The sequence below is a fragment of the Pseudonocardia sp. 73-21 genome, from assembly GCF_001899645.1.
Taxonomy (GTDB): Bacteria; Actinomycetota; Actinomycetes; order Mycobacteriales; family Pseudonocardiaceae; genus Pseudonocardia.
This window is the reverse complement of record NZ_MKVV01000108.1, coordinates 1-19,143: the sequence shown is the minus strand read 5'-3', so window position 1 is coordinate 19,143 and position 19,143 is coordinate 1. Positions and strand designations below refer to the sequence as shown.

Sequence of the window (19,143 nt, the reverse complement as noted above, 5' to 3'; positions counted from 1 at the left end):
CGGGCCACCCGGGGGACGGGCTACTCTCGGACGCGTGGTGCGCCTGCTCCTTCGCCGCCGCGGCGGGGTCTGACCGACCGGCCCCTCGTCGCGGGTGTTCGGCGTGCGCCGGTCTCGTCTGCTGATCGGCCACCCACAGGAGCACTTCGCATGACCACGTCACCCGACGCCTACTCGTCGTCGTCCCAGAGCCGGCTGCGCACGCCGTCACGCCCCGCGCCCGCCGGCCAACCCGCCTGGAACCCACAGCGCGGTTCGCACCTGCCCTACCAGCGCTACAAGCCGTTCCACGAGCTGGTGGAGCCGGTATCGCTGCCCGACCGCACCTGGCCCGACACGCGCATCACGAAGGCCCCGCTGTGGTGTGCCGTCGACCTGCGCGACGGCAACCAGGCCCTGATCGACCCGATGAGCCCGGCACGCAAGCGGCGCATGTTCGAGCTGCTGGTCCGTATGGGCTACAAGGAGATCGAGGTCGGGTTCCCGGCCGCGAGCCAGACCGACTTCGACTTCGTCCGCGAGATCATCACCGACGACCTGATCCCCGACGACGTCACCATCCAGGTGCTGACCCAGGCCCGCCCGGAGCTGATCGAGCGCACCTACGAGGCCTGTGAGGGTGCGCCGCGCGCCATCGTCCACCTGTACAACTCCACGTCGATCCTGCAGCGCCGGGTGGTGTTCCGCTCCGACACCTCCGGGATCGCGAAGATCGCCACCGACGGCGCCGAGGAGGTGCTGCGGTTCAGCGAGAAGTACCCGGACACCGACTGGCGCTTCGAGTACTCGCCCGAGTCCTACACCGGCACCGAGCTCCAGTACGCCGTGGACGTCTGCAACGCCGTCTCCGCGATCTGGCAGCCCACGCCCGAGTCGCCGATGATCGTCAACCTGCCGGCGACGGTGGAGATGGCCACGCCGAACGTCTACGCCGACAGCATCGAGTGGATGCACCGCAACCTCGCCCGCCGCGACGGCGTCGTGCTGAGCCTGCACCCACACAACGACCGCGGCACCGGTGTGGCCGCCGCCGAGCTGGGCTACCAGGCCGGCGCCGACCGCATCGAGGGCTGCCTGTTCGGCAACGGCGAGCGCACCGGCAACGTCGACCTGGTGACGCTGGGCATGAACCTGTTCACCCAGGGCATCGACCCCCAGATCGATTTCTCCGACATCGACGAGATCCGCCGCACCGTCGAGTACTGCAACCAGCTGCCCGTGGCCGAGCGCCACCCGTGGGGTGGCGACCTCGTCTACACCGCGTTCTCCGGCAGCCACCAGGACGCCATCAACAAGGGCTTCGACGCGATGAAGGCGGCCGCCGAGGAGGCCGGCGTCACGGTGGAGGAGCAGCCGTGGGAGGTGCCGTACCTGCCCGTGGACCCCAAGGACATCGGCCGCTCCTACGAGGCCGTGATCCGGGTGAACTCGCAGTCCGGCAAGGGCGGCGTCGCCTACATCATGAAGGCCGAGCACAGCCTCGACCTGCCCCGCCGCCTGCAGATGGAGTTCTCGAAGGTGATCCAGGAGGTCACCGACTCCGAGGGCGGCGAGGTCTCCCCCAAGGAGATGCGCGACGCGTTCGACATCGAGTACCTCGACCGCGTCACCCCGCTGAAGCTCATCCGCCACCGCCTGAGCAGCGACGGCGAGGGCACCGACGAGATCGTGGCCACGGTGCGGGTGGAGAACGACCTGCACGAGATCACCGGCAACGGCAACGGCCCCATCGCCGCGTTCGTCGACGCGCTGGCCGGCATCGGCTTCAACGTGCGCGTCCTCGACTACCACGAGCACGCCATGGGCGGCGGCGACGACGCCCGCGCCGCGGCCTACGTCGAGTGCGCGGTGGACGACAAGGTCCTCTGGGGCGTGGGGGTGGACGGCTCGATCGTCTCCGCGAGCCTCAAGGCCGTCGTCTCGGCGATCAACCGCGCGATGCGCTGACCGATAGTCCCTTCCGCCGCGGTCCGGCCCGTAGTACCCATGCCTTCCGGGAACGACGACGGATCGGGCGGACGTGGACCAGGCGCACGAGGCACTCCGGCTGGCCGACGCCGACCCGGGGCGGGCCACCACGCTCGCCACCGAGGCCCGTCGACGGGCACGGGCGCGGCACGACCACGCGTCCGTGTCCGTGTCCGAGCGGGCACTCGGGATGGCCGCCGTGCACGTGGCGGAGCCGCGTTCCGCCGTCCGACACCTGCGGGCCGCCGCGGCGGCGGGGCGCCGGGCCGGGTCGTTCGAGCTCGCCGTGGACGCGCGCATCCAGATCGCCTGGGTGCTCGGCATCCAGGGGCGGGCCCGGCTCGCGCTGCGCGAGATCGGCGACGTCCTCGATCTCGATCTCGACCCGCTGCGCCGGGCCCGGGCCACCGCCCAGAGCGGGGTGCTGCTGAGCCAGCTCGGCCGCCACGACGAGGCGATCGCCGCCTACCAGCGGGCGATACCCGTGCTGCGGCGCCACGCCGACCTGCCGTGGCTGTGGCGGGCGCTGAGCAACCGCGGGTTGAGCCGCGCCTACCGCAACGAGTTCGGGCCGGCCGAGACCGACCTGGAGGAGGCCGGGCGCCTGTGCCGGGAGCTCGGGCTGGACCTGTCGGTGGCGTTCTGCCGGCAGAACACGGGATGGGTCGCCGGCATGCGGGGAGACGTGCCCGCGGCGCTGGACCACCTGCACCGCGCGGAGCAGAGCTTCCGCCGGCTCGGGTCCGATCTCGGCGAGATCCTCACCGACCGCAGCCAGCTCCTGCTCTCCGCCTTCCTCGTGACGGAGGCCCGGGAGGCCGCGGAACAGGCCGTGGAGCTGCTGGAGCGCACCGGGCGGCACCTCACCCTGCCCGAGGTCCGGCTGCTGCTGGCCCAGACCGCCGCCGCGTCCGGGCGGCACGGGCAGGCGCTGGAGCAGGCCGGCCTGGCCATCCGGGAGTTCGACCGGCAGCAGCGGCCCGGCTGGGCGCTGCTCGGCCGCTTCGTCGAGGCGAAGGTCCGCGGGGTGATCGAGGAACCCCCACCGGGCGGTGTCCCGGAGCTGGCCGACCTCGCCGACGCCCTCGAGGCCTCACGCTGGCTGGTGCCCGCGCTGGAGACGCGGGTGATGGCCGGACGCCTGTCGCTGTCGCTCGGCGACCCGGACGGAGCCGCCCGGCACCTCGCCGCCGCCGCCGGCTGGCGGACCCGCGGCCACGTCATGCTGCGGGCCCGGGCCTGGTACGCCGAGGCCCTGCTGCGCCACACGAGGGGCAACCGCCGGGGAGCGCGCATCGCGGTGCGCTGCGGCCTGCGCGTGCTCGACGAGCACCGCGCGACCTTCGGCGCCACGGACCTGCGGGCCTACGCCTCCGGCCACCGCGTCGAGCTCGCGGCGCTCGGCCTCGCGATGGCCATCGAGGACGGCCGTCCCGCGCGGGTGCTGCGCTGGGCCGAGGAGGGACGGGCGAGCCACCTGCTGCTGCGGCCCGTCCGCCCGCCGGACGATCGCGAGCTGGCCCAGACCCTCGGCGAGCTGCGGGCCACGGCGCAGGCCGTGTACGACGCGGTGGGCGCCGGCCGCCCGACCGCGCGGCTCGTGACCCGACGGCTGGAGCTGGAACGTGCCGTCCGCGACCGCACGCGACGCCTCCGGGCCGACGACACCGACCCGCTGCACGCCGCCGTGCCTGCCGCGGAGATCGCGGCGGCGCTCGGGGGGTCGGCGCTCGTGGAGTACGTCGTGCACGGGCCGGCGCTGCTCGCCGTCACGGTGGCGGGCGGCCGGATCCTGGTGCACCGGCTCGGCGACCTCGCGCGGGTCGCCGACCTGATCGACCGGATCCCCTTCGCCCTGCGCCGGATGGCCCATCCGGGTACGCGCCCCCAGAGCCGGCAGGCCGCGGCGGACCTGCTCCGGCAGGCGGCCGCCGAGCTCGACGCCCTGGTCCTCGGCCCCCTGGCCCGCGCGGTCGGCGACCGGCCGCTCGTCCTGGTACCGACCGGCCCACTGCAGTCCGTGCCGTGGTCGGTGCTGCCCTCGTGCGCGGGTCGCCCGGTGAACGTGGCACCGTCGGCCGCGCTGTGGTGCGCCGCCGACCGGGCCCCGCTCGACGGGCACGGCATCACCGTCGCGGCCGGGCCGGGCCTGCCCGGTGCCGACGCCGAGGCGCAGGCGGTGGCCGGGCTGCACGGCGTCGACCCGATCCTGGGCGGGGCCGCCACCGCCGCGGCCCTGTCGCGCGGGCTCGACGGGGTCCGGATGGCGCACATCGCCGCGCACGGTGACGTGCACCCCACCAACCCGCTCTTCTCCGCGATCCAGCTCCACGACGGTCCACTGACCGTCTACGACCTCGAGCACCTCGTCCGCGCCCCGGAGCTGGTGGTGCTCTCGGCCTGCCACGTGGGCCGCGCGGCCGTCACCGCCGGCGACGAGCTCCTCGGCCTGACCGCCACCTTCCTCGCCCACGGCACGCGCCAGGTGGTGGCCTCGGTGATGCCCGTACCGGACATCGGGACCACGACGTTCATGGTGGCGTTCCACGACCTGCTCCGCACCGGGAAGCCGGCCGGGGCCGCCCTGGCCGAGGCGCAGGCCAACGTCGACCGGGACGACCACACCGCCGTCGCGGCCGCGGCCGGGTTCGTGTCGCTGGGCTCCGAGTGGAGCCTCGCCGCGCCGGTCGCGGTACCGCTGCCGAGGAGTACGGCAGCGGTACCGGCCGCCGTCAGATCCAGGGTCTGACGTCGTCGGGACCGACCTTTCCGCCGGGCCGTTCGGCGATCATCCGGTAGGCCTCGTCGGCCCCGACGTCGTTGCGCTGGGCGACGCCCGCGATCTCACCCGTGACGTCACCGGCCGACATCGACGTGCCGCTCCAGCTCGCCCAGCCGTGGAAGGTGTCGTGCCAGTCCTTCGGCGCGGAGATGCTGCCGTCGTCGTTCCACGTCCAGAGCGTGGCGACGGCCTCGCCCTCGAGGTAGGTGCTGACCACCGCCACGCCGGGGGCCCAGAGCTGGATCCACGGCACGTCGACGGGGGTGAAGTCGGCCGGGGTCATCTCGACGGCACCGTCCGATCCGCCGACGTCCGCCGCGCCGACCGCCACGACGCCGTCGATCGCCGCCGGCCACATCGGCGACGACGGGCTCAGCGGCTCGGGCCGCCACTTCGGCCTCCCGTCCTCGTCCAGGGCCGGCATCGGGTAGGAGCGCGTGCCGTGGTTGCCCGCCGCCGCGACCACGATCATCTCCGCCGTGAGCCTCTCCACGGCGCGGACCAGCAGGAACGGCGCGTCGTCGTCGTCGGTGAAGCACCCGAGCGAGAGGTTCAGGACCTCCGTGCCGGTCCCGAGGAACGACGCCATCCCCTCCGCGAGCTCCCACGCCGTGGCCGTGCCGTACATCCCGCCGAGCACCTGCCGCACCTGCACCTCGGCACCCGGGGCGCGCTGCAGGATCCGGCCGACGATGAACGTGGAGTGCCCCGCCCAGGTGGGGTGCGGGCCCTTCTCCGGCACGAAGTCGTCGCTGCGGAAACGACCCGCCAGCACCGGGTTGTCGCACATCGCGGTGTCGAGCACGCCCACCCGCAGCCCGGGCCCGTCGACGGCGACGCGGGGCAGCAGGCCGGGATCCCCGTGGACCGGCACGGGCAGCTCCGCCGCCGCCCGGTGCGGGAGGCCGCCCACCACCTCCATCGAGCGGTTCTTGCCCATCCGCGGTTGCCGGCCGAACGTGGCGGCGAACGCGTCGCGCACCAGCGTCATGACGACGTCGAGCGGGGTCGGCGCCGTGCTGTAGCGGCCGTCCTCGACGTAGCGCGCGGTGAGCCTGCCCCGCGCGGCCTCCGCCGCCTCCCCGCTGACGGCGTCGAGGCCGGAGAGCCCGATCATCGCCACCTGCAGCGCCGGGATCTCGCCCAGGACCTCCGCGTCGACGTGCAGCTGCGCGAGCTCCGCACGAACCGCACGGAGGTCGCGGACGTCGGCCACGATCCGGTTGTCCTGCGCCGCGCCGGTCTGGGCGTACTCGGGCTCGGATCCGTACACGGGTTCGGGCATGGCCACTCCTCGTCATCGCGTTCCGCCGACAGTGGCCAGAGCGAGGACGGGCACCGGCTGATACGTCAGACGAGCGCCACCACCGAGATGGCCCGTGCACCCACCGTGAGGCGCAGCCGGATCCGCTGCGGCTCGTCGGGGAGGTCGACAACGAAGCGCCCGATGTCGTCGACGGGTGCCCGGGCCGTGCGGCCGCCGACGACCAGTTCCAGGTCACCGGTCCGGGGCGGCACCACCTGCCCGACCAGCCGGCGGCCCGCAGCCGGGTCGGCCTCGACCTCGAGCTCGACGGCGATCCCGTCGGCCTCGAACGTGAGCAGCCGCGGCGCCGCAGCGGTGGAGCGCACCGCGGCCGGCTCGTCGTCGAGGAGCGAGTCGAAGGTCAGCGCGGCGAGCTCCGCGTCCACCGTGCGCCAGGTGAAGAGCTCCTTCGCGGCGGCGGTCACGTCCGCGGGCGGCTGGTCGTACAACCGCAGGGCCTCCCCGAGCTCCGAGAGCAGCGCGTCGTCGTCTCGCTCCGGTGTGGGGTTCACGTCAGGCACCCCCCTCGTCGCCGAGCAGCCGGCGCAGCCGGTCCAGGCAGCGGGCCCGCGTGGGCCCGATGCTGCCGATCGGCATGTCGAGGGCCGCCGCCACCTCCGCGTACCGCGGCTCGACGAGCATCAGCAGCCGCAGCAGGGCCCGGCACCTGTCCGGCAGCCGCTCGAACGCGTCCCACAGCCGGCGGTCGCGGTCGGCGGTGAGCACGTGGGCCTCGGGATCCGGGAACTGCCCGGGCACGTCGTCCCGGCTCAGCCGGGACTCGTCGTCGGTGACGATCTCCCGCCCCCGCAGCTTCACCATCCGCAACGCCTCGCGCCGGGCCGTCGTGGCCAGCCAGGCCCCGACGGCCTCGGGCTGCGTGATCCGGTCCAGGTTCTCCACCAGCCGCAGCCACGTGGTCTGGACGACCTCCGCGGTGTCCGCCCGGCCCAGCCGGTAACCCGACGTGACGGCCCACACCATCGAGCCGAAGCCGTCGACGAGCGCATCCCACGCCGCGTGGTCCCCGGCAGCCGCCCGACGCACGGTGGCTGCCACCTCGCGCTGGTCCACTCGCCCGTCCCTGGTGCCGCGGTCTCCGCGGCACCCGCGGAAGGCAGACCGTAACCCGGTCGTGGGAAATCATCTCGCGTCTCTCCTCTGTTTCGGGTAGGAGAGCGGGCTGATTCCCGAGATACGGGCATCAGGGTGATCCCGGCCGCGGCCGGACGGACGCTGAGTGACGGATCACCCGTCGATCTCCTCGGCGTAGTGGCAGGCGGCGAGGTGGCCGGCGGTCCCGACCGTCCGCAACGGGGGATGCTCGTCGGCGCAGCGCTCCGGGCGCCGCCACGGGCAGCGCGGCTGGAACGCGCAGCCCCGGGCCGGGTCGGCGGGGAGCGGTGGATCGCCGGTGAGCAGGATCCGCTCCCGGCGGTCCTCGACCTCCGGGTCCGGTACCGGCACCGCCGACAGGAGCGCCCGCGTGTACGGATGGCGCGGGCCGCGGTAGAGCGCCCTCGCCGGCGACTCCTCCACGATCCGCCCGCGGTAGAGCACGCCGACGCGGTCGCTCAGGTGCCGCACCACGCCCAGGTCGCGGGCGACCAGCAGGCAGGCGAGACCCCGCTCGGCCTTGACCCGGCCCAGCAGGTCGAGCAGCTGCGCGGCCACCGTCACGTCCAGGCCGGCGACGGGGTCGTCGGCCACCAGCAGGTCGGGCCCGGTGCACAGCGCCCGCGCGACGTCGACACGCCGTCGTTCGCCGTCCGTCAGCTCCTGGGTGCCGCGGCGCAGCACCCCGTCGGGCAGTTCGACCACCGCGACGAGCTCCCGCAACCCGGCGTCGTCGGGCTCGGGCAGGCCGGCGGACCGCATCTCCTCGGCCAGCAGGCCGGCCACCGTGGCGTGCTCGTGGCCCGGTCGCAGCGTGCGGATCCGGCGACGGCGCTGCGGCGCGTCCATGTCCCCGACGTCGACGCCGTCGAGCCGCACCTCACCCGCCGTGCGTGTCGCGGGGGTCGCGATCGCGCGGGCCAGGTCCACCGCGCCACTGCCCGACTCGCCGACCACGCCGTAGGTCTCGCCACGGTGCACCTGCAACGACACCCCGTCCAGGGCGACGGTCCGCGCCCGCCGCAGCCGTCGCCGGCCGACCGCGGGCACGACGAGGTCGCGCACGTCGAGCAGTGCCGCGTCGGAGCGAGGGGCCGGTTCGGAGCGGGGGGTCACTCCGCGCTCGCGGGCACGGGGTTGTGGCAGCGCAGCAGCCGCCCCCCGCTGGTGTCGACGGCGGGCGAGACCTCGGAGCAGACGGGCAGCGCGCGGGAGCAGCGGGGCGCGAACGCGCACGACCGCGCCCACGGCAGGCGGTCGCGACCCGAGCCGCTGATCGTGGCGAGCGCGGGTGCGGGCGGCCCGTCGAGGCGGGGGATCGCCCCCAGCAGGCCGTGCGTGTAGGGGTGCCGCGGGGTGCCGAACAGCCGGTGCCGCTGCGCGCGCTCGACGATCCGGCCGCCGTAGAGCACGTTCACCGTCTCGCAGGTGCCCGCCACGACGCCGAGGTCGTGGGTGGTCATCAGCAGCGCGGCGCCCGTCTCCCGGACGAGCTCGCGCAGCAGGGTCAGGATCTGCGCCTGCGTGGTGACGTCGAGCGCCGCGGTGGGCTCGTCGGCCACCAGCAGGCGGGGCCCGCCCGCCGCGGCCACCGCGATCAGCGCACGGCTGCGCGCACTGACGGAGAGCTGGTGCGGATAGGCCGCCAGCCCGCCGCGCGGATCGGCGATGCCGACGCGGTCGAGCAGCTCCACTGCCGCCTCTCGCGCCGGGGCCCTGGCCATCCCCCGGTGCCGGCGCAGGGCGCCGGTCAGCTGCGGCCCGAGCGGGATCATCGGGTTCAGTCCCGACCGCGGGCGCAGGAGGACCATCGACAGGTCGCGTCCGCGGCGCTCCCGCATCTCGGCGTCTCCGAGCGTCAGCAGATCGACGCCGTCGAGCAGCACCTGGCCCTCGACGCGCACGCCGCGGCGCGGCAGCAGGCGCATCACGGCCATCACGAGCGCCGACCGGCCGCTACCCGACTCCCCCACCAGTCCGACCACCTGGCCGGCCGGGACGTCGAAGCTGACGCCGTCGACCGCGACCGCGTCGGGCCGTCCCCGCCTGCGGAAGACGACCCGCAGATCACGTACCTCGAGCAGCATCGTCCCCCTCCCCAAGACGGAGATGCAGACGGTAGTGGTGCGTCGACCCGATCTGCAGGCTCCCGCGTCACGGTTGCACTACGACCACGGTCGCACCGGGCCGCCCCAGTCCGGCGGCTGCCCGGACACCGAACGTCAGGGTCACGCGGTGCGCTGCGGCAGCCGGGTGATTCGCTCTCGCAATGTGGCCATGCAATTGCACCGAGCACTGTCTTGAGGCAATCTAAGCAAGCAGAGACAGTATGACGACGGTCACGGAAGGAGCTCGACGATGTCCTACGGAGAGATCAGCAGCGGAGAGATCAGCGGGGGCGCGGCGTACGCGGTCGCGATCGCCGGGGCGGGGTGGTCACCGTGATCACGGCCGTCATGTGGATCGCGATCGGCGTCGGGGTCGTCCTCGTCATCGCGGTCGTCGTCGGGATCGTCGACGCCGCCAACGCCCCGATGTGGCGGCAGGTGGCGCGGGAACGGCGGCAGCGCTGGGAGTCCCGGCACGCCGGGCACCACGGCGGGGTGTGGGACGACGACTGATCCGGCTGACCTACAGCGCGCGGCGGCCCGACAGCGCCCGGCCCAGGGTCAGCTCGTCGGCGAACTCCAGGTCACCACCCATCGGCAGGCCACTGGCCAGCCGGGTGACCGACAGGCCGGGGAAGTCGCGCAGCAGCCGCACCAGGTACGTGGCCGTGGCCTCGCCCTCGGTGTTGGGGTCGGTCGCGATGATCACCTCGGCGATCTCCGTCTCGTCCGCGGCCGGACCGGTGCCCCCGAGGCGGGCCAGCAGCTCGCGGATGCGCAGGGAGTCCGGGCCCACGCCGGCCAACGGATCCAGCGCACCCCCCAGCACGTGGTAGCGCCCCTTGAACTCGCGCGTGCGCTCCACGGCCTGCACGTCCTTGGGCTCCTCGACGACGCAGACGATCGTCGGGTCGCGCCGGGCGTCGGCGCAGTACCGGCAGCGGTCCTGCTCGGAGACGTTGCTGCAGACCTCGCAGAACTTGACGCCGTCCTTGACCTTCTGCAGCACCTCCTGCAGGCGCGACACGTCGACGGGGTCGGCCGCCAGCAGGTGGAACGCGATGCGCTGCGCGCTCTTCGGGCCGACGCCGGGCAGCCGGCCCAGCTCGTCGATCAGGTCCTGGACCGGTCCTTCGAACACCCCCTAGCCGATGCCGGGAAGGCCGAGACCGCTGGTCAGCGGGCCCATCTTGGCGGCCTGCAGATCCGCCGCGGCCTGCGCCGCGTCCTGCAGCGCGCCCACGATGAGGTCCTGCAGCGTCTCGACGTCGTCGGGATCGACCACCTTCGGGTCGATGCGCACGGCGCGCACCTCCTGCGCGGCGGTCATCGTGACCTGGACCAGACCGTTGCCGGCCTGGCCGGTGACCTCGGCGGTGGCCAGCTCGGCCTGCGCGGCCATCAGCTGCTCCTGCATCTTCTGCGCCTGAGCCAAGATCATCTGCATGTCGGGCTGATCCGGTTGCACCGGTGGTCTCCTCGCACGTCCCACCCGGCCGCGTGGCGCGTGCCGGCTCCGGTTGCCAGCGTAGCCGTGACAGGGTGTGGGCCGTGCGCACCGCCCGTCGTCTGGTCCTGCTGGGTGCCGTGGTGACCGCGGCGCTCGGCGGCTGCAGCCCGGCTCCCGCCGCCTCCGGCCCGGCCGCTCCCGGCCCCGTGGCGTCGACGGCGCCGGTGGTGCCGACGTCGGTCTCCACGGCCGCGGCGCCCACCACCGCCGCCCCGGCCACGACACCGGCCCCTCCGACACCGGCCCCTCCGGCCGCCGCGCCGATCGTCCTGCTGGACCCCGGCCACAACGGCCGCAACAGCCAGGACCTCGCGGCGATCAACAAACCCGTGTCCGACGGGCGCGGCGGCACCAAGCCGTGCAACTCCACCGGCACCGCCACGAACGCCGGCTACCCCGAGCACGCCTTCACCTTCGACGTCGCCACGCGGGTCCGCCAGAAGCTCGTGGCCGCGGGCGTCCGCGTCGTGATGACCCGGCCCGACGACAACGGGGTCGGGCCCTGCGTGGACGTCCGCGGGCGCGCCGCCGCCCGGGCGGGGGCCGCGGTGGCGGTCTCGATCCACGCCGACGGGTCCGCCGCCGGCAACAGCGGCTTCCACGTGGCGTACTCCGACCCGCCGCTGAACGCGGTCCAGGCCGGTCCCGCGCACGTGCTGGGCACGGCCGTGCGCGACGCGATGCGCACCGGCGGGTTCCGCGTCTCGGACTACATCGGCCGCGACGGCCTCTCGCCGCGCCGGGACCTCGCCGGGCTCAGCCTCGCCACCGTGCCGACGGTGCTCGTGGAGTGCGCGAACATGCGCAACGCCGCCGAGGCCGCGCTCGTGTCGTCGGCGGCGGGCCGCCAGCGCTACGCGGACGCGATCGCGGCGGGCATCCTGGCGTTCCTCAGGACTCGCTGATCCCCTGCTCCTCGGCGTACCTGTCGGCCATCTTCTCGGTCTTGCGCTTGATCACGAACCCGATCGCCAGACCGGCGACGACCGCGACCCCCAGCCCCACGTAGGAGAACCGGCTCAGCCAGGTCTCGGCCACGACGCCCAGGTAGTAGACCGCGAACGTGGTGCCCGCGGCCCACGTGATACCGCCGAGGGCGTTGGCTGCCAGGAACTTCGGGTAGTGCATCTTCAACGCGCCGGCCAGCGGGCCGGAGAAGATCCGCAGCAGCGCGATGAACCGGCCGAAGAACACCGCGAGCACACCCCAGCGGGTGAACACGCTCTCCGCGAAGGCCACGTGCTTGGGCCCGAAGTGCCGGGGGAACTTCCGGCCCAGCCAGTCGAACAGCGGATGCCCGAAGCGACGACCGATGGCGTAGCCGATGGAGTCGCCGATGATCGCGCCCGCGCTGCCCGCCACCGCGATCCACAGCGGCGAGACGTCCAGCTCGTGGCGTGACGACAGCAGCGCCGCGCTGACCAGGACGATCTCGCCCGGTAACGGGATGCCCAGGCTCTCGATCCCGATGACGCCGCCGACGATCAGGTAGACGAGCAGCGGCGGGATCGCCTCGAGCAGCATGTCGACCGACATGGAGCCACCTCCTAGTGGCCACACGGCCGCCGTCCAGCCTAGCCGGACCTATCGGCCGGATCAGCGCTGATCGATGGCCCGGGCCCCGAGCTCGGCGGTGAGCAGCTCCATCGCGGCCTCCTCGGGGTCGCGGCGCACCGTGGGCACCGCGGTGGCGGTGGCCGCCTCCGCGATCATCGACTCCTCGTCGTCGGGAGGGGCCTCCTCGGGCTCCGGTTCCGGCGGGGGCGGCACGCCGTCGTCGGGGGCCGTGGACTTGCGCGTGGGCGGCGGGCGCGACGGGCGGCGGGGCGCCGCGGGCGGGTTCGGCTGGGCCGGGCCGGCTCCGCGGGACGGGGCGGCGGCGGGCGGCGGGCCGGACCCGTGCTCGCACCGCACCCGCCACTGGACGCCGAGCACGGCGTACAGCGCCTCGGCGATGACGTCGGTGTTGCTCTGCTCCGACAGCAGGCGGGCGAGCTGCGGCGTGCCGATGCTGAGCACCAGCGTGTCGTTCTCCACCGCCCGGACGGTGGCGCTGACCAGCAGCGCGGCCGTGCGCTTCTTGCGCTCCTTCGCGTTGGCCAGGATCTCGGGCCACACCCGGCGCACCGCGGCGGCGTCGAGACCGGCGGCCACCGGACGGGTCTCGGGGGCGGGGGGCGGAGCCTGCTGCTCGCGGGCAGGGGGCTGCTGCTCACGAGCCGGGCGCTGCTCGCTGCCGGGTCGGGGCTGCTGGTCGCGGCCCGGGGACGGCTCACCGCGGGGCGGAGCCTGGTCGTCGCCCTGGTCGCCGGGCGGCGGGATTTGCCGGTCGTGCGCCGCCGTGGCACGGGTGGGGGCCTGCTCAGGCCGGTCCGGCTCCGCCGGGAGGCGGGCGGCGGGCGGATCGGCGGGGCGGGCGGCCTCATCGGCGCGCGCGGGCGACTCCACCGTCGGGGCGGGCCGCGCAGGGGCCGCGGAGCGCTGGGAAGGGTCGGTCGCAGCGGGTGCCCCTCCCCCGGGCCGGGCCGGGCCGGCGCCGGGACGCGTCGCGTCCGAGGGTGCCGAGGCGCCCGGGCCGGCGACAGGCGGGGCCGGCGGGGCATCGGCACCCCGCACGCTCGCGCGCTGGAAGCGCGGGGGCGGTCCCGCGTCGGCGCCCGCCTCACCGGGCGGGAGGGGACCTGCGGCGATGGCGTTGCGACGCTCGAGACGTTCGAGCCGCTCCAGGAGCCCCGGCTCGGCCGTGGTGGCCGCCGGCAGCAGCATGCGGGCGCAGAGCAGCTCCAGCAGCAGCCGGGGCGCCGTGGCGCCGCGCATCTCGGTGAGCCCGGCGTGCACGATCTCGCTGTAGCGGGTGAGCGTGGCCGCGCCCATGCGGCCGGCCTGGTCGACCATGCGCGTCAGCTCGTCGTCGGCCGCCTCCACGAGCCCGCGGTCGACCGCCTCCGGCACCGCCTGCAGCAGCGTGACGTCGCGGAGCCGTTGCAACAGGTCGGCGGCGAAGCGGCGCGGATCGTGCCCGGCCTCGACGAGCCGGTCGACGGTCTCGAACACCGCGGCGCGATCGCCGGCCGCCAGCGCGTCGACCATGTCGTCGATGAGCGAGACGTCGGTGACGCCCAGTAGCGAGACCGCCCGCTCGTAGACCACGCCCTCCGGCCCGGCGCCGGCGAGCAGCTGGTCGAGCACCGACAGCGAGTCACGCGCCGAGCCCCCGCCCGCGCGGATGACCAGCGGGTACACCGCCGGCGCCACCGTGACGCCCTCCTCGGCGCAGATGCCCTCCAGCAGCTTGCGCAGCGTGCCGGGCGGGATCAGGCGGAACGGGTAGTGGTGGGTGCGCGACCGGATGGTGGGCAGCACCTTCTCGGGCTCCGTGGTGGCGAACACGAAGACGAGGTGCTCCGGCGGCTCCTCCACGATCTTGAGCAGGGCGTTGAAGCCCTGCGTGGTGATCATGTGCGCCTCGTCGACGATGAACACGCGGTAGCGCGACTCGGCCGGGGCGAAGAACGCGCGGTCCCGCAGCTCGCGCGTGTCGTCGACGCCGCCGTGCGAGGCGGCGTCGAGCTCGGTGACGTCGATGTTGCCGGGCCCGCCCGGCGCCAGCGAGACGCACGACGGGCAGACGCCGCACGGATCGGGAGTGGGGCCCTCGACGCAGTTGAGCGAGCGCGCCAGGATCCGCGCGCTCGAGGTCTTCCCGCAGCCACGCGGGCCGGAGAACAGGTAGGCGTGGTTGATGCGGCCCGCGGCGAGAGCGGTGCTCAGGGGCCCGGTGACGTGCTCCTGCCCCACCACCTCGGCGAACTTGGCCGGGCGGTACTTGCGGTACAGAGCCAGAGCCACGGTAGCGAGGCTACCGACCGGCACCGACAGCCGTGGCGGCGAGGGGGAAGACGAAGGCGGACCCCGCGCACCCGCCAGAGCCCGTTGACCCTTGCTGCCTTCCGGCCCTGGGGGAGTTCACAGGATGGACGCCGCGCGGGGCCCGTCGGAGAGTGTAGTGCAGAGCCCCCGCGAGCGGCCGGAGCCACCCACCCGGCTATGCTCGTGCGCGCTGGAGGATTCGCCTAGTGGCCTATGGCGCACGCTTGGAAAGCGTGTTGGGTTCACGCCCTCGGGGGTTCGAATCCCCCATCCTCCGCAGGTGAAGCCGGGTGCGCAGCAGGACCGCGCACCCGGCTTCTGCGTTCGGCCGTCCGGCCCCTGCTTCCGTCGATGACTCTCAGCCGCTACGCCGGGTCAACTCGGCGTGACCGACCTCGACGGCATCCTGGCCTGCCTCGCCACTCACGGTGTCGACCACGAACCGGTGGCGATGCCGCTAGTCGAGGCAGAACTCGTTGCCCTCGGGATCGACCATCACGATGTGCCCCTGCCCCATCGGCGGCGCGGGCTCGTGCCGCTGCACCCGGGACGCGCCGAGGGCCACGAGCCGGTCGGCCTCCCTCTCCAGCGCCGCCATCCGCTGGTCACCGGTGCGGCCCGGCGCCGCCCGGACGTCGAGGTGCAGCCGGTTCTTGGTCGTCTTGCCCTCGGGCACCCGCTGGAAGAACAGGCGGGGTCCGGCGCCGTCGGGGTCGATGACGGCCGATGCGTCGTTGCGGCGTTCGGGTGGCACGCCGAACGCGTCGAGGGCGGCGTCCCAGTTCGCGAAGCCCGGGGGCGGTGCGGCGTAGACGTAGCCGAGCACCTCGCACCAGAAGCCGGCCAGCATGTTCGGATCGGCGCAGTCGATGGTCACCTGGATCTCACGGGTCATGAGACGAGGGTGGCAGGCGGCACCGACATTTCAGACGCGGACGCGGAGCCCGTTCAGCATCCAGGCCAACGGCGCCACCGCCGCGTCGCGGGTCTCCCGTTCCTGCATTGAGCCCGAGTCGTTCCACCGGACGGACCAAGGCTGGTCACGATTGCATGACGGCGGCGTGGAAAGCGCATCGACCGGGAACCCTGACTCCAGAGCGGGTCGCCACATGCGGCCCCCGGGGCAATCTGGAGGAACCGTGACCGTCACGGGAATCATCACCGCCATCGTCATCGGCGCGATCATCGGAATCCTGGGACGTCTCGTCGTGCCCGGCAAGCAGAACATCCCGATCTGGCTGACCATCGTCGTCGGCATCGTGGCCGCCTTCATCGGCACCTTCATCGCCAAGCTCTTCGGTGTCGCGAACACGAACGGCATCGACTGGATCGAGCTCATCTGCCAGGTGGTCGTCGCCGCGATCCTGGTCTACGCGGTCGCCGGCATCTACGGTCGTCGGGGCGTTCGCAACTGACCTGAGCACTGCCCGGGAGCCGGGACCGTCCTTCGGGGCGGTCCCGGCTTCGTCGTTCCGGGACCTGTTCTTGCCTTGCCATACTGGGCCCGTGACCACCGACGACGACCCAGGCGCGCGTTGGCGCGACCTGCCGCCACGGATCGAGCCGCAGGAGTGGGTCACCGGGCGCGACGACGCACCGGTGCCGGGTTCGATCCAGGCCGCCGACCTCTGTGAGCGCAGCCCGGAACGGGCCGCCCAGTACGGCGGATGAGCGCTCTCCGGGCCGTACTGGCGCTCGCGTGCATCGCAGTCGCACTCTGGGTCGCGGTCACCCGCTGGGACACCCTCCTCGCCGGCCACCCCGCCTACCCCGTGCTGCTCGGCGCGATCGCGCTGGTGGGCGTGGTGCTCGGGCTGCGGGCCCGGCGGGCCCGGGTCCGGGGCGCGCTCCGGACGACCGGCCGCGTGCTCGGTGCCGTCGTCCTGGTACTCGTGCTCGCCGCCGCCGTCTGGCTCCGGCCCTACGCGGCCGATCCCGTGGCCGTCGCGGCCACCGTGGCGTCGGCCCGCGTCGACGTCGAGCACTCGGCCGGCTCGTGGGAGCTGCGGCCGACGGGCACACCGGTGGGCGCGGGGGTCGTCTTCTACCCCGGCGCGCTGGTCGACCCGCGCGCCTACCTCGCGCTGCTGCGCCCGCTGGCCGAGCGGGGCCACGTCGTCGTCGTGGTCAACGCACCGCTCGACGTCGCGCTCCTCGCTCCGGGCGCCGCCACCTCCGCGTTCGACGCCCACCCCGAGGTGGCGGCGTGGGTGGTCGGCGGCCACTCGCTCGGCGGATTGCCGGCGTCCACCACCGCGGCGGGCGGCGACAGGCGCGTCCGCGGCCTGTTCCTCTGGGCGTCCTACCCGGCGCAGAACATCGCGAACGCGCCCGTGGCGGCGCTGTCGGTCTCCGGTGACCGCGACGGCCTCACCACTCCCGCCGACGTCGCGGCGTCGCGGGCCCTCCTGCCGCCGGGCACGACGTTCACGGTCGTGCGCGGTGGGATCCACGGTTACTTCGGCGACTACGGGGTGCAGTCGGGGGACGGCGACCCGGCCACGACACGAGCCGACGCCCAGCGGCAGATCATCGCCGCGACCGAGGCGTTCGTGGAGGCAGAATCGCCCCCGTGACGATCACCTACGCCGACGTCGAGGACGCCGCCACGCGCCTGCGCGGGCACGCCCACCGCACCCCGGTACTGACCTCCACCCGCGTGGACGACGAGGTGGGTGCCCGGTTGTTCTTCAAGTGCGAGAACTTCCAGCGCATGGGTGCGTTCAAGTTCCGCGGCGCGTTCAACGCGCTGTCCCTCTTCGACGACGAGCAGCGCCGCGCCGGTGTCGTGGCGTACTCGTCGGGCAACCACGCGCAGGCCGTCGCGCTGTCGGCCCGGATCCTCGGCATCCCGGCCACGATCGTCATGCCGCACGACGCCCCGGCCGCGAAGATGGCCGCGACCAGGGGTTACGGCGCCACCGTCGTCGAGTACGACCGCTACACGCAGGACCGCGAGGCCATCGGCCGTTCCATGGCCGCCGAGCACGGACTCACGCTGGTGCCGCCCTACGACCACGCCGACGTCATCGCCGGGCAGGGCACCGCGGCGAAGGAGCTGATCGACGAGGTCGGCGAGCTGGACGCCCTGTTCGTCTGCCTCGGCGGAGGCGGCCTGCTGTCGGGCTCGTTGCTCTCGGTGCGGGCGCTGTCGCCGTCGACGCGCGTGTACGGGGTGGAGCCCGCGGCGGGCGACGACGGGCTGCGGTCGTTGCGCAGCGGACGGATCGTGCACATCGACACGCCGGTCACCATCGCCGACGGCGCCCAGACCCAGCACCTGGGCGCCCTCACGTTCGAGATCATCAGGCGCGAGGTGGACGACATCGTCACCGCCACCGACGACGAGCTCGTGGCCGCGATGCGGGTGTTCGCGGGCACGCTGAAGATCGTGGTGGAGCCGACGGGATGCCTGGGTCTCGCCGCGGTGCGGCGGATGGCGGCGGAGCTGACCGGGCAGCGCGTCGGGGTGATCGTGAGCGGCGGCAACGTCGACCTCATCCGCTTCGCGTCGCTCGTAGCCCCCGAGCGGTGAACAACCCCCGCAGCCGCGGACCGGCCGCCCTCGTCGCGGTCGAGGACGCACAGGGCGTTCGTGACGACGCCGCCGCGTCCGCGCAGGTCGGCGGGCACAGGGCCGATCCTCGCCGATGCCGTCCCACCATGGCGAACCACTCGACGCTCGGCTGTGACGCGACCGATCCGCACCGGCCCGCCGCCTTCCGGGCGCCGGCGCTGGGCCACGTCGCCGAGCCGGGCTACGACGGGAAGCCATCAGCGCGCGAGGGATTGATCCGCGCCAGGGTGGCCGAGCTCGAGGTCGCCGGCGCGACAAGGGTGCGCGAGGAGGAGTCCTACGGCGGGCAGCTGGGCCACGTCGTGATGCTCGACCCCGAGGGCAACGAGTTCTGCGTGTCGTGATCACCGTCCGGGGACGCGGAGGCGTCCCGGACACGGTCGCTCGTCCCGGAACGACGATCACGCTGACAGCGCCGCGTCGATGTGCCTCAGGAGGCGCATCCGGCTGGACGGCGAGCACCTGGGCGAGGTGGGCGGCGCCGGCGACGGCCGTGCTGGAGCCGTCGCCGAACAGCGAGACGCACCCGGACGCATCACCGACCAGGGTCGTCCGAACCCGCGACCAGGAGTCGAGGTGCACCCGGCTGACCGGGTCCAGGTACAGATCCTCGCTCTCGCGGACCCGTTCCACCGCTCGGGCACCCGCACCCCGAGTCGGCGTAGACGTCCACGAGCGTCGCTGCCTCCCGCAGGGGCGCGAGCAGGTTCATCTGCTCGACCTTGGCCAGTGCGGACCGCGGACGTCGACCGGGCTCCGTGGTCTCGACGTCGTGGCGGCCCCGCCACCAGGCGAGCGTCGAGCCGGCGATGCCCGCCCCGGCGACGAGGACACGCTGCACGCTGATGGCTCTACCTTCCCTTCGCACGGTGGATCCCGGCAGGGAGCGCTTCGCGCGCTTGTCCC

The 19,143-nt window shown here is 74.0% G+C and carries 19 protein-coding genes, 1 tRNA gene, 1 other RNA gene and 1 pseudogene; 10 read left to right on the top strand and 12 right to left on the bottom strand.

What is annotated here, in order from left to right; translation table 11 throughout:
* The first annotated feature begins 150 nt into the window (after window positions 1-150).
* Together leuA and BGP03_RS34015 are read left to right on the top strand one after the other, a co-directional pair.
* Window positions 151-1,947, top strand: coding sequence for a 2-isopropylmalate synthase (gene leuA / locus BGP03_RS34020; RefSeq protein WP_296374475.1), 1,797 nt, complete (start codon window positions 151-153; stop codon window positions 1,945-1,947).
* Window positions 1,948-2,020: 73 nt separating this feature from the next.
* The gene (locus BGP03_RS34015; protein WP_298797165.1) at window positions 2,021-4,717 is read left to right on the top strand and encodes a CHAT domain-containing protein; all 2,697 of its coding nucleotides are present in this window, start codon (window positions 2,021-2,023) and stop codon (window positions 4,715-4,717) included.
* On the opposite strand, the gene BGP03_RS34010 is transcribed toward BGP03_RS34015, so the two are convergent.
* From BGP03_RS34010 to BGP03_RS33990, 5 genes are all read right to left on the bottom strand, one after another.
* A complete protein-coding gene (locus BGP03_RS34010) occupies window positions 4,701-6,035 on the bottom strand; it encodes a S8 family serine peptidase (RefSeq protein WP_298797163.1) in 1,335 nt (444 codons plus the stop codon). The two genes, BGP03_RS34015 and BGP03_RS34010, sit on opposite strands and share 17 nt — an antisense overlap.
* Before the next feature lie 65 nt (window positions 6,036-6,100).
* Complete coding sequence (locus tag BGP03_RS34005; protein ID WP_296374469.1) at window positions 6,101-6,568, bottom strand: hypothetical protein; 468 nt, start codon at window positions 6,566-6,568, stop codon at window positions 6,101-6,103.
* A gap of 1 nt (window position 6,569) precedes the next feature.
* Window positions 6,570-7,130 carry a sigma-70 family RNA polymerase sigma factor gene (locus BGP03_RS34000; protein ID WP_298797161.1) on the bottom strand — a complete coding sequence of 187 codons (561 nt, stop codon included), beginning with the start codon at window positions 7,128-7,130 and terminating at the stop codon, window positions 6,570-6,572.
* Window positions 7,131-7,304: 174 nt separating this feature from the next.
* A complete protein-coding gene (locus BGP03_RS33995; RefSeq protein WP_296374465.1) occupies window positions 7,305-8,288 on the bottom strand; it encodes an ABC transporter ATP-binding protein in 984 nt (327 codons plus the stop codon).
* The gene (locus BGP03_RS33990; protein WP_296374463.1) at window positions 8,285-9,259 is read right to left on the bottom strand and encodes an ABC transporter ATP-binding protein; all 975 of its coding nucleotides are present in this window, start codon (window positions 9,257-9,259) and stop codon (window positions 8,285-8,287) included. The genes BGP03_RS33995 and BGP03_RS33990 overlap by 4 nt, the downstream gene beginning before the upstream one ends.
* 354 nt (window positions 9,260-9,613) lie before the next feature.
* Between BGP03_RS33990 and BGP03_RS33985 the strand changes: the two genes are divergently transcribed.
* Window positions 9,614-9,793 (top strand): hypothetical protein, encoded by a 180-nt coding sequence (locus BGP03_RS33985; RefSeq protein WP_296374461.1) that lies wholly within the window; start codon window positions 9,614-9,616, stop codon window positions 9,791-9,793.
* 10 nt (window positions 9,794-9,803) lie between these two features.
* Here the strand turns inward: BGP03_RS33985 and recR are convergent, their stop codons facing one another.
* Together recR and BGP03_RS33975 are read right to left on the bottom strand one after the other, a co-directional pair.
* Window positions 9,804-10,421 (bottom strand): recombination mediator RecR, encoded by a 618-nt coding sequence (gene recR, locus BGP03_RS33980; RefSeq protein WP_296374459.1) that lies wholly within the window; start codon window positions 10,419-10,421, stop codon window positions 9,804-9,806.
* Window positions 10,422-10,424: 3 nt separating this feature from the next.
* Window positions 10,425-10,727, bottom strand: coding sequence for a YbaB/EbfC family nucleoid-associated protein (locus BGP03_RS33975; RefSeq protein ID WP_296374509.1), 303 nt, complete (start codon window positions 10,725-10,727; stop codon window positions 10,425-10,427).
* A 104-nt stretch (window positions 10,728-10,831) separates the two neighbouring features.
* On the opposite strand from BGP03_RS33975, the gene BGP03_RS33970 reads away from it, so the two are divergent.
* Complete coding sequence (locus tag BGP03_RS33970; RefSeq protein ID WP_363095009.1) at window positions 10,832-11,695, top strand: N-acetylmuramoyl-L-alanine amidase; 864 nt, start codon at window positions 10,832-10,834, stop codon at window positions 11,693-11,695.
* On the opposite strand, the gene BGP03_RS33965 is transcribed toward BGP03_RS33970, so the two are convergent.
* From BGP03_RS33965 to ffs, 3 genes are all read right to left on the bottom strand, one after another.
* On the bottom strand, window positions 11,682-12,326 hold the full coding sequence (locus tag BGP03_RS33965; RefSeq protein WP_296374455.1) for a DedA family protein: 645 nt from the start codon (window positions 12,324-12,326) through the stop codon (window positions 11,682-11,684). The genes BGP03_RS33970 and BGP03_RS33965 overlap by 14 nt on opposite strands.
* A 60-nt stretch (window positions 12,327-12,386) precedes the next feature.
* A complete protein-coding gene (locus tag BGP03_RS33960; protein WP_298797158.1) occupies window positions 12,387-14,639 on the bottom strand; it encodes a DNA polymerase III subunit gamma and tau in 2,253 nt (750 codons plus the stop codon).
* 51 nt (window positions 14,640-14,690) lie between these two features.
* Window positions 14,691-14,787, bottom strand: an RNA gene (gene ffs, locus BGP03_RS33955) — signal recognition particle sRNA small type.
* Window positions 14,788-14,852: 65 nt separating this feature from the next.
* Here ffs and BGP03_RS33950 point away from each other — a divergent pair.
* Window positions 14,853-14,937: transfer RNA gene (locus tag BGP03_RS33950), tRNA-Ser, on the top strand.
* A gap of 180 nt (window positions 14,938-15,117) precedes the next feature.
* Here the strand turns inward: BGP03_RS33950 and BGP03_RS33945 are convergent.
* Window positions 15,118-15,555 (bottom strand): VOC family protein, encoded by a 438-nt coding sequence (locus tag BGP03_RS33945; RefSeq protein ID WP_296374434.1) that lies wholly within the window; start codon window positions 15,553-15,555, stop codon window positions 15,118-15,120.
* 244 nt (window positions 15,556-15,799) lie between these two features.
* Between BGP03_RS33945 and BGP03_RS33940 the strand changes: the two genes are divergently transcribed.
* From BGP03_RS33940 to BGP03_RS33920, 5 genes are all read left to right on the top strand, one after another.
* Window positions 15,800-16,075, top strand: a complete 276-nt coding sequence (locus BGP03_RS33940) for a GlsB/YeaQ/YmgE family stress response membrane protein (protein WP_296374507.1) — start codon at window positions 15,800-15,802, stop codon at window positions 16,073-16,075.
* Window positions 16,076-16,166: 91 nt separating this feature from the next.
* The gene (locus BGP03_RS33935) at window positions 16,167-16,331 is read left to right on the top strand and encodes a hypothetical protein (RefSeq protein ID WP_296374432.1); all 165 of its coding nucleotides are present in this window, start codon (window positions 16,167-16,169) and stop codon (window positions 16,329-16,331) included.
* The gene (locus tag BGP03_RS33930; protein ID WP_296374431.1) at window positions 16,328-17,236 is read left to right on the top strand and encodes an alpha/beta hydrolase; all 909 of its coding nucleotides are present in this window, start codon (window positions 16,328-16,330) and stop codon (window positions 17,234-17,236) included. Before BGP03_RS33935 ends, BGP03_RS33930 begins: the two co-directional genes overlap by 4 nt.
* The gene (locus tag BGP03_RS33925) at window positions 17,233-18,195 is read left to right on the top strand and encodes a threo-3-hydroxy-L-aspartate ammonia-lyase (protein ID WP_298797155.1); all 963 of its coding nucleotides are present in this window, start codon (window positions 17,233-17,235) and stop codon (window positions 18,193-18,195) included. The genes BGP03_RS33930 and BGP03_RS33925 overlap by 4 nt, the downstream gene beginning before the upstream one ends.
* Before the next feature lie 128 nt (window positions 18,196-18,323).
* Window positions 18,324-18,581, top strand: a complete 258-nt coding sequence (locus BGP03_RS33920) for a VOC family protein (RefSeq protein WP_296374427.1) — start codon at window positions 18,324-18,326, stop codon at window positions 18,579-18,581.
* Between the two features lie 191 nt (window positions 18,582-18,772).
* On the opposite strand, the pseudogene BGP03_RS33915 reads toward BGP03_RS33920, so the two are convergent.
* A pseudogene (locus BGP03_RS33915) lies at window positions 18,773-19,143 on the bottom strand (hypothetical protein); the annotation flags it as partial.

Excerpts from the sequence above, each read along its gene's own strand:
- BGP03_RS33945 (WP_296374434.1), bottom strand. The coding sequence starts at position 15,555 with ATGACCCGTGAGATCCAGGTGACCATCGACTGCGCCGATCCGAACATG.
- BGP03_RS34010 (WP_298797163.1), bottom strand. The coding sequence starts at position 6,035 with ATGCCCGAACCCGTGTACGGATCCGAGCCCGAGTACGCCCAGACCGGC.
- BGP03_RS33965 (WP_296374455.1), bottom strand. The coding sequence starts at position 12,326 with ATGTCGGTCGACATGCTGCTCGAGGCGATCCCGCCGCTGCTCGTCTAC.
- BGP03_RS33930 (WP_296374431.1), top strand. The coding sequence starts at position 16,328 with ATGAGCGCTCTCCGGGCCGTACTGGCGCTCGCGTGCATCGCAGTCGCA.
- BGP03_RS33920 (WP_296374427.1), top strand. The coding sequence starts at position 18,324 with ATGGCGAACCACTCGACGCTCGGCTGTGACGCGACCGATCCGCACCGG.
- BGP03_RS33975 (WP_296374509.1), bottom strand. The coding sequence starts at position 10,727 with ATGCAGATGATCTTGGCTCAGGCGCAGAAGATGCAGGAGCAGCTGATG.
- BGP03_RS33990 (WP_296374463.1), bottom strand. The coding sequence starts at position 9,259 with ATGCTGCTCGAGGTACGTGATCTGCGGGTCGTCTTCCGCAGGCGGGGA.
- leuA (WP_296374475.1), top strand. The coding sequence starts at position 151 with ATGACCACGTCACCCGACGCCTACTCGTCGTCGTCCCAGAGCCGGCTG.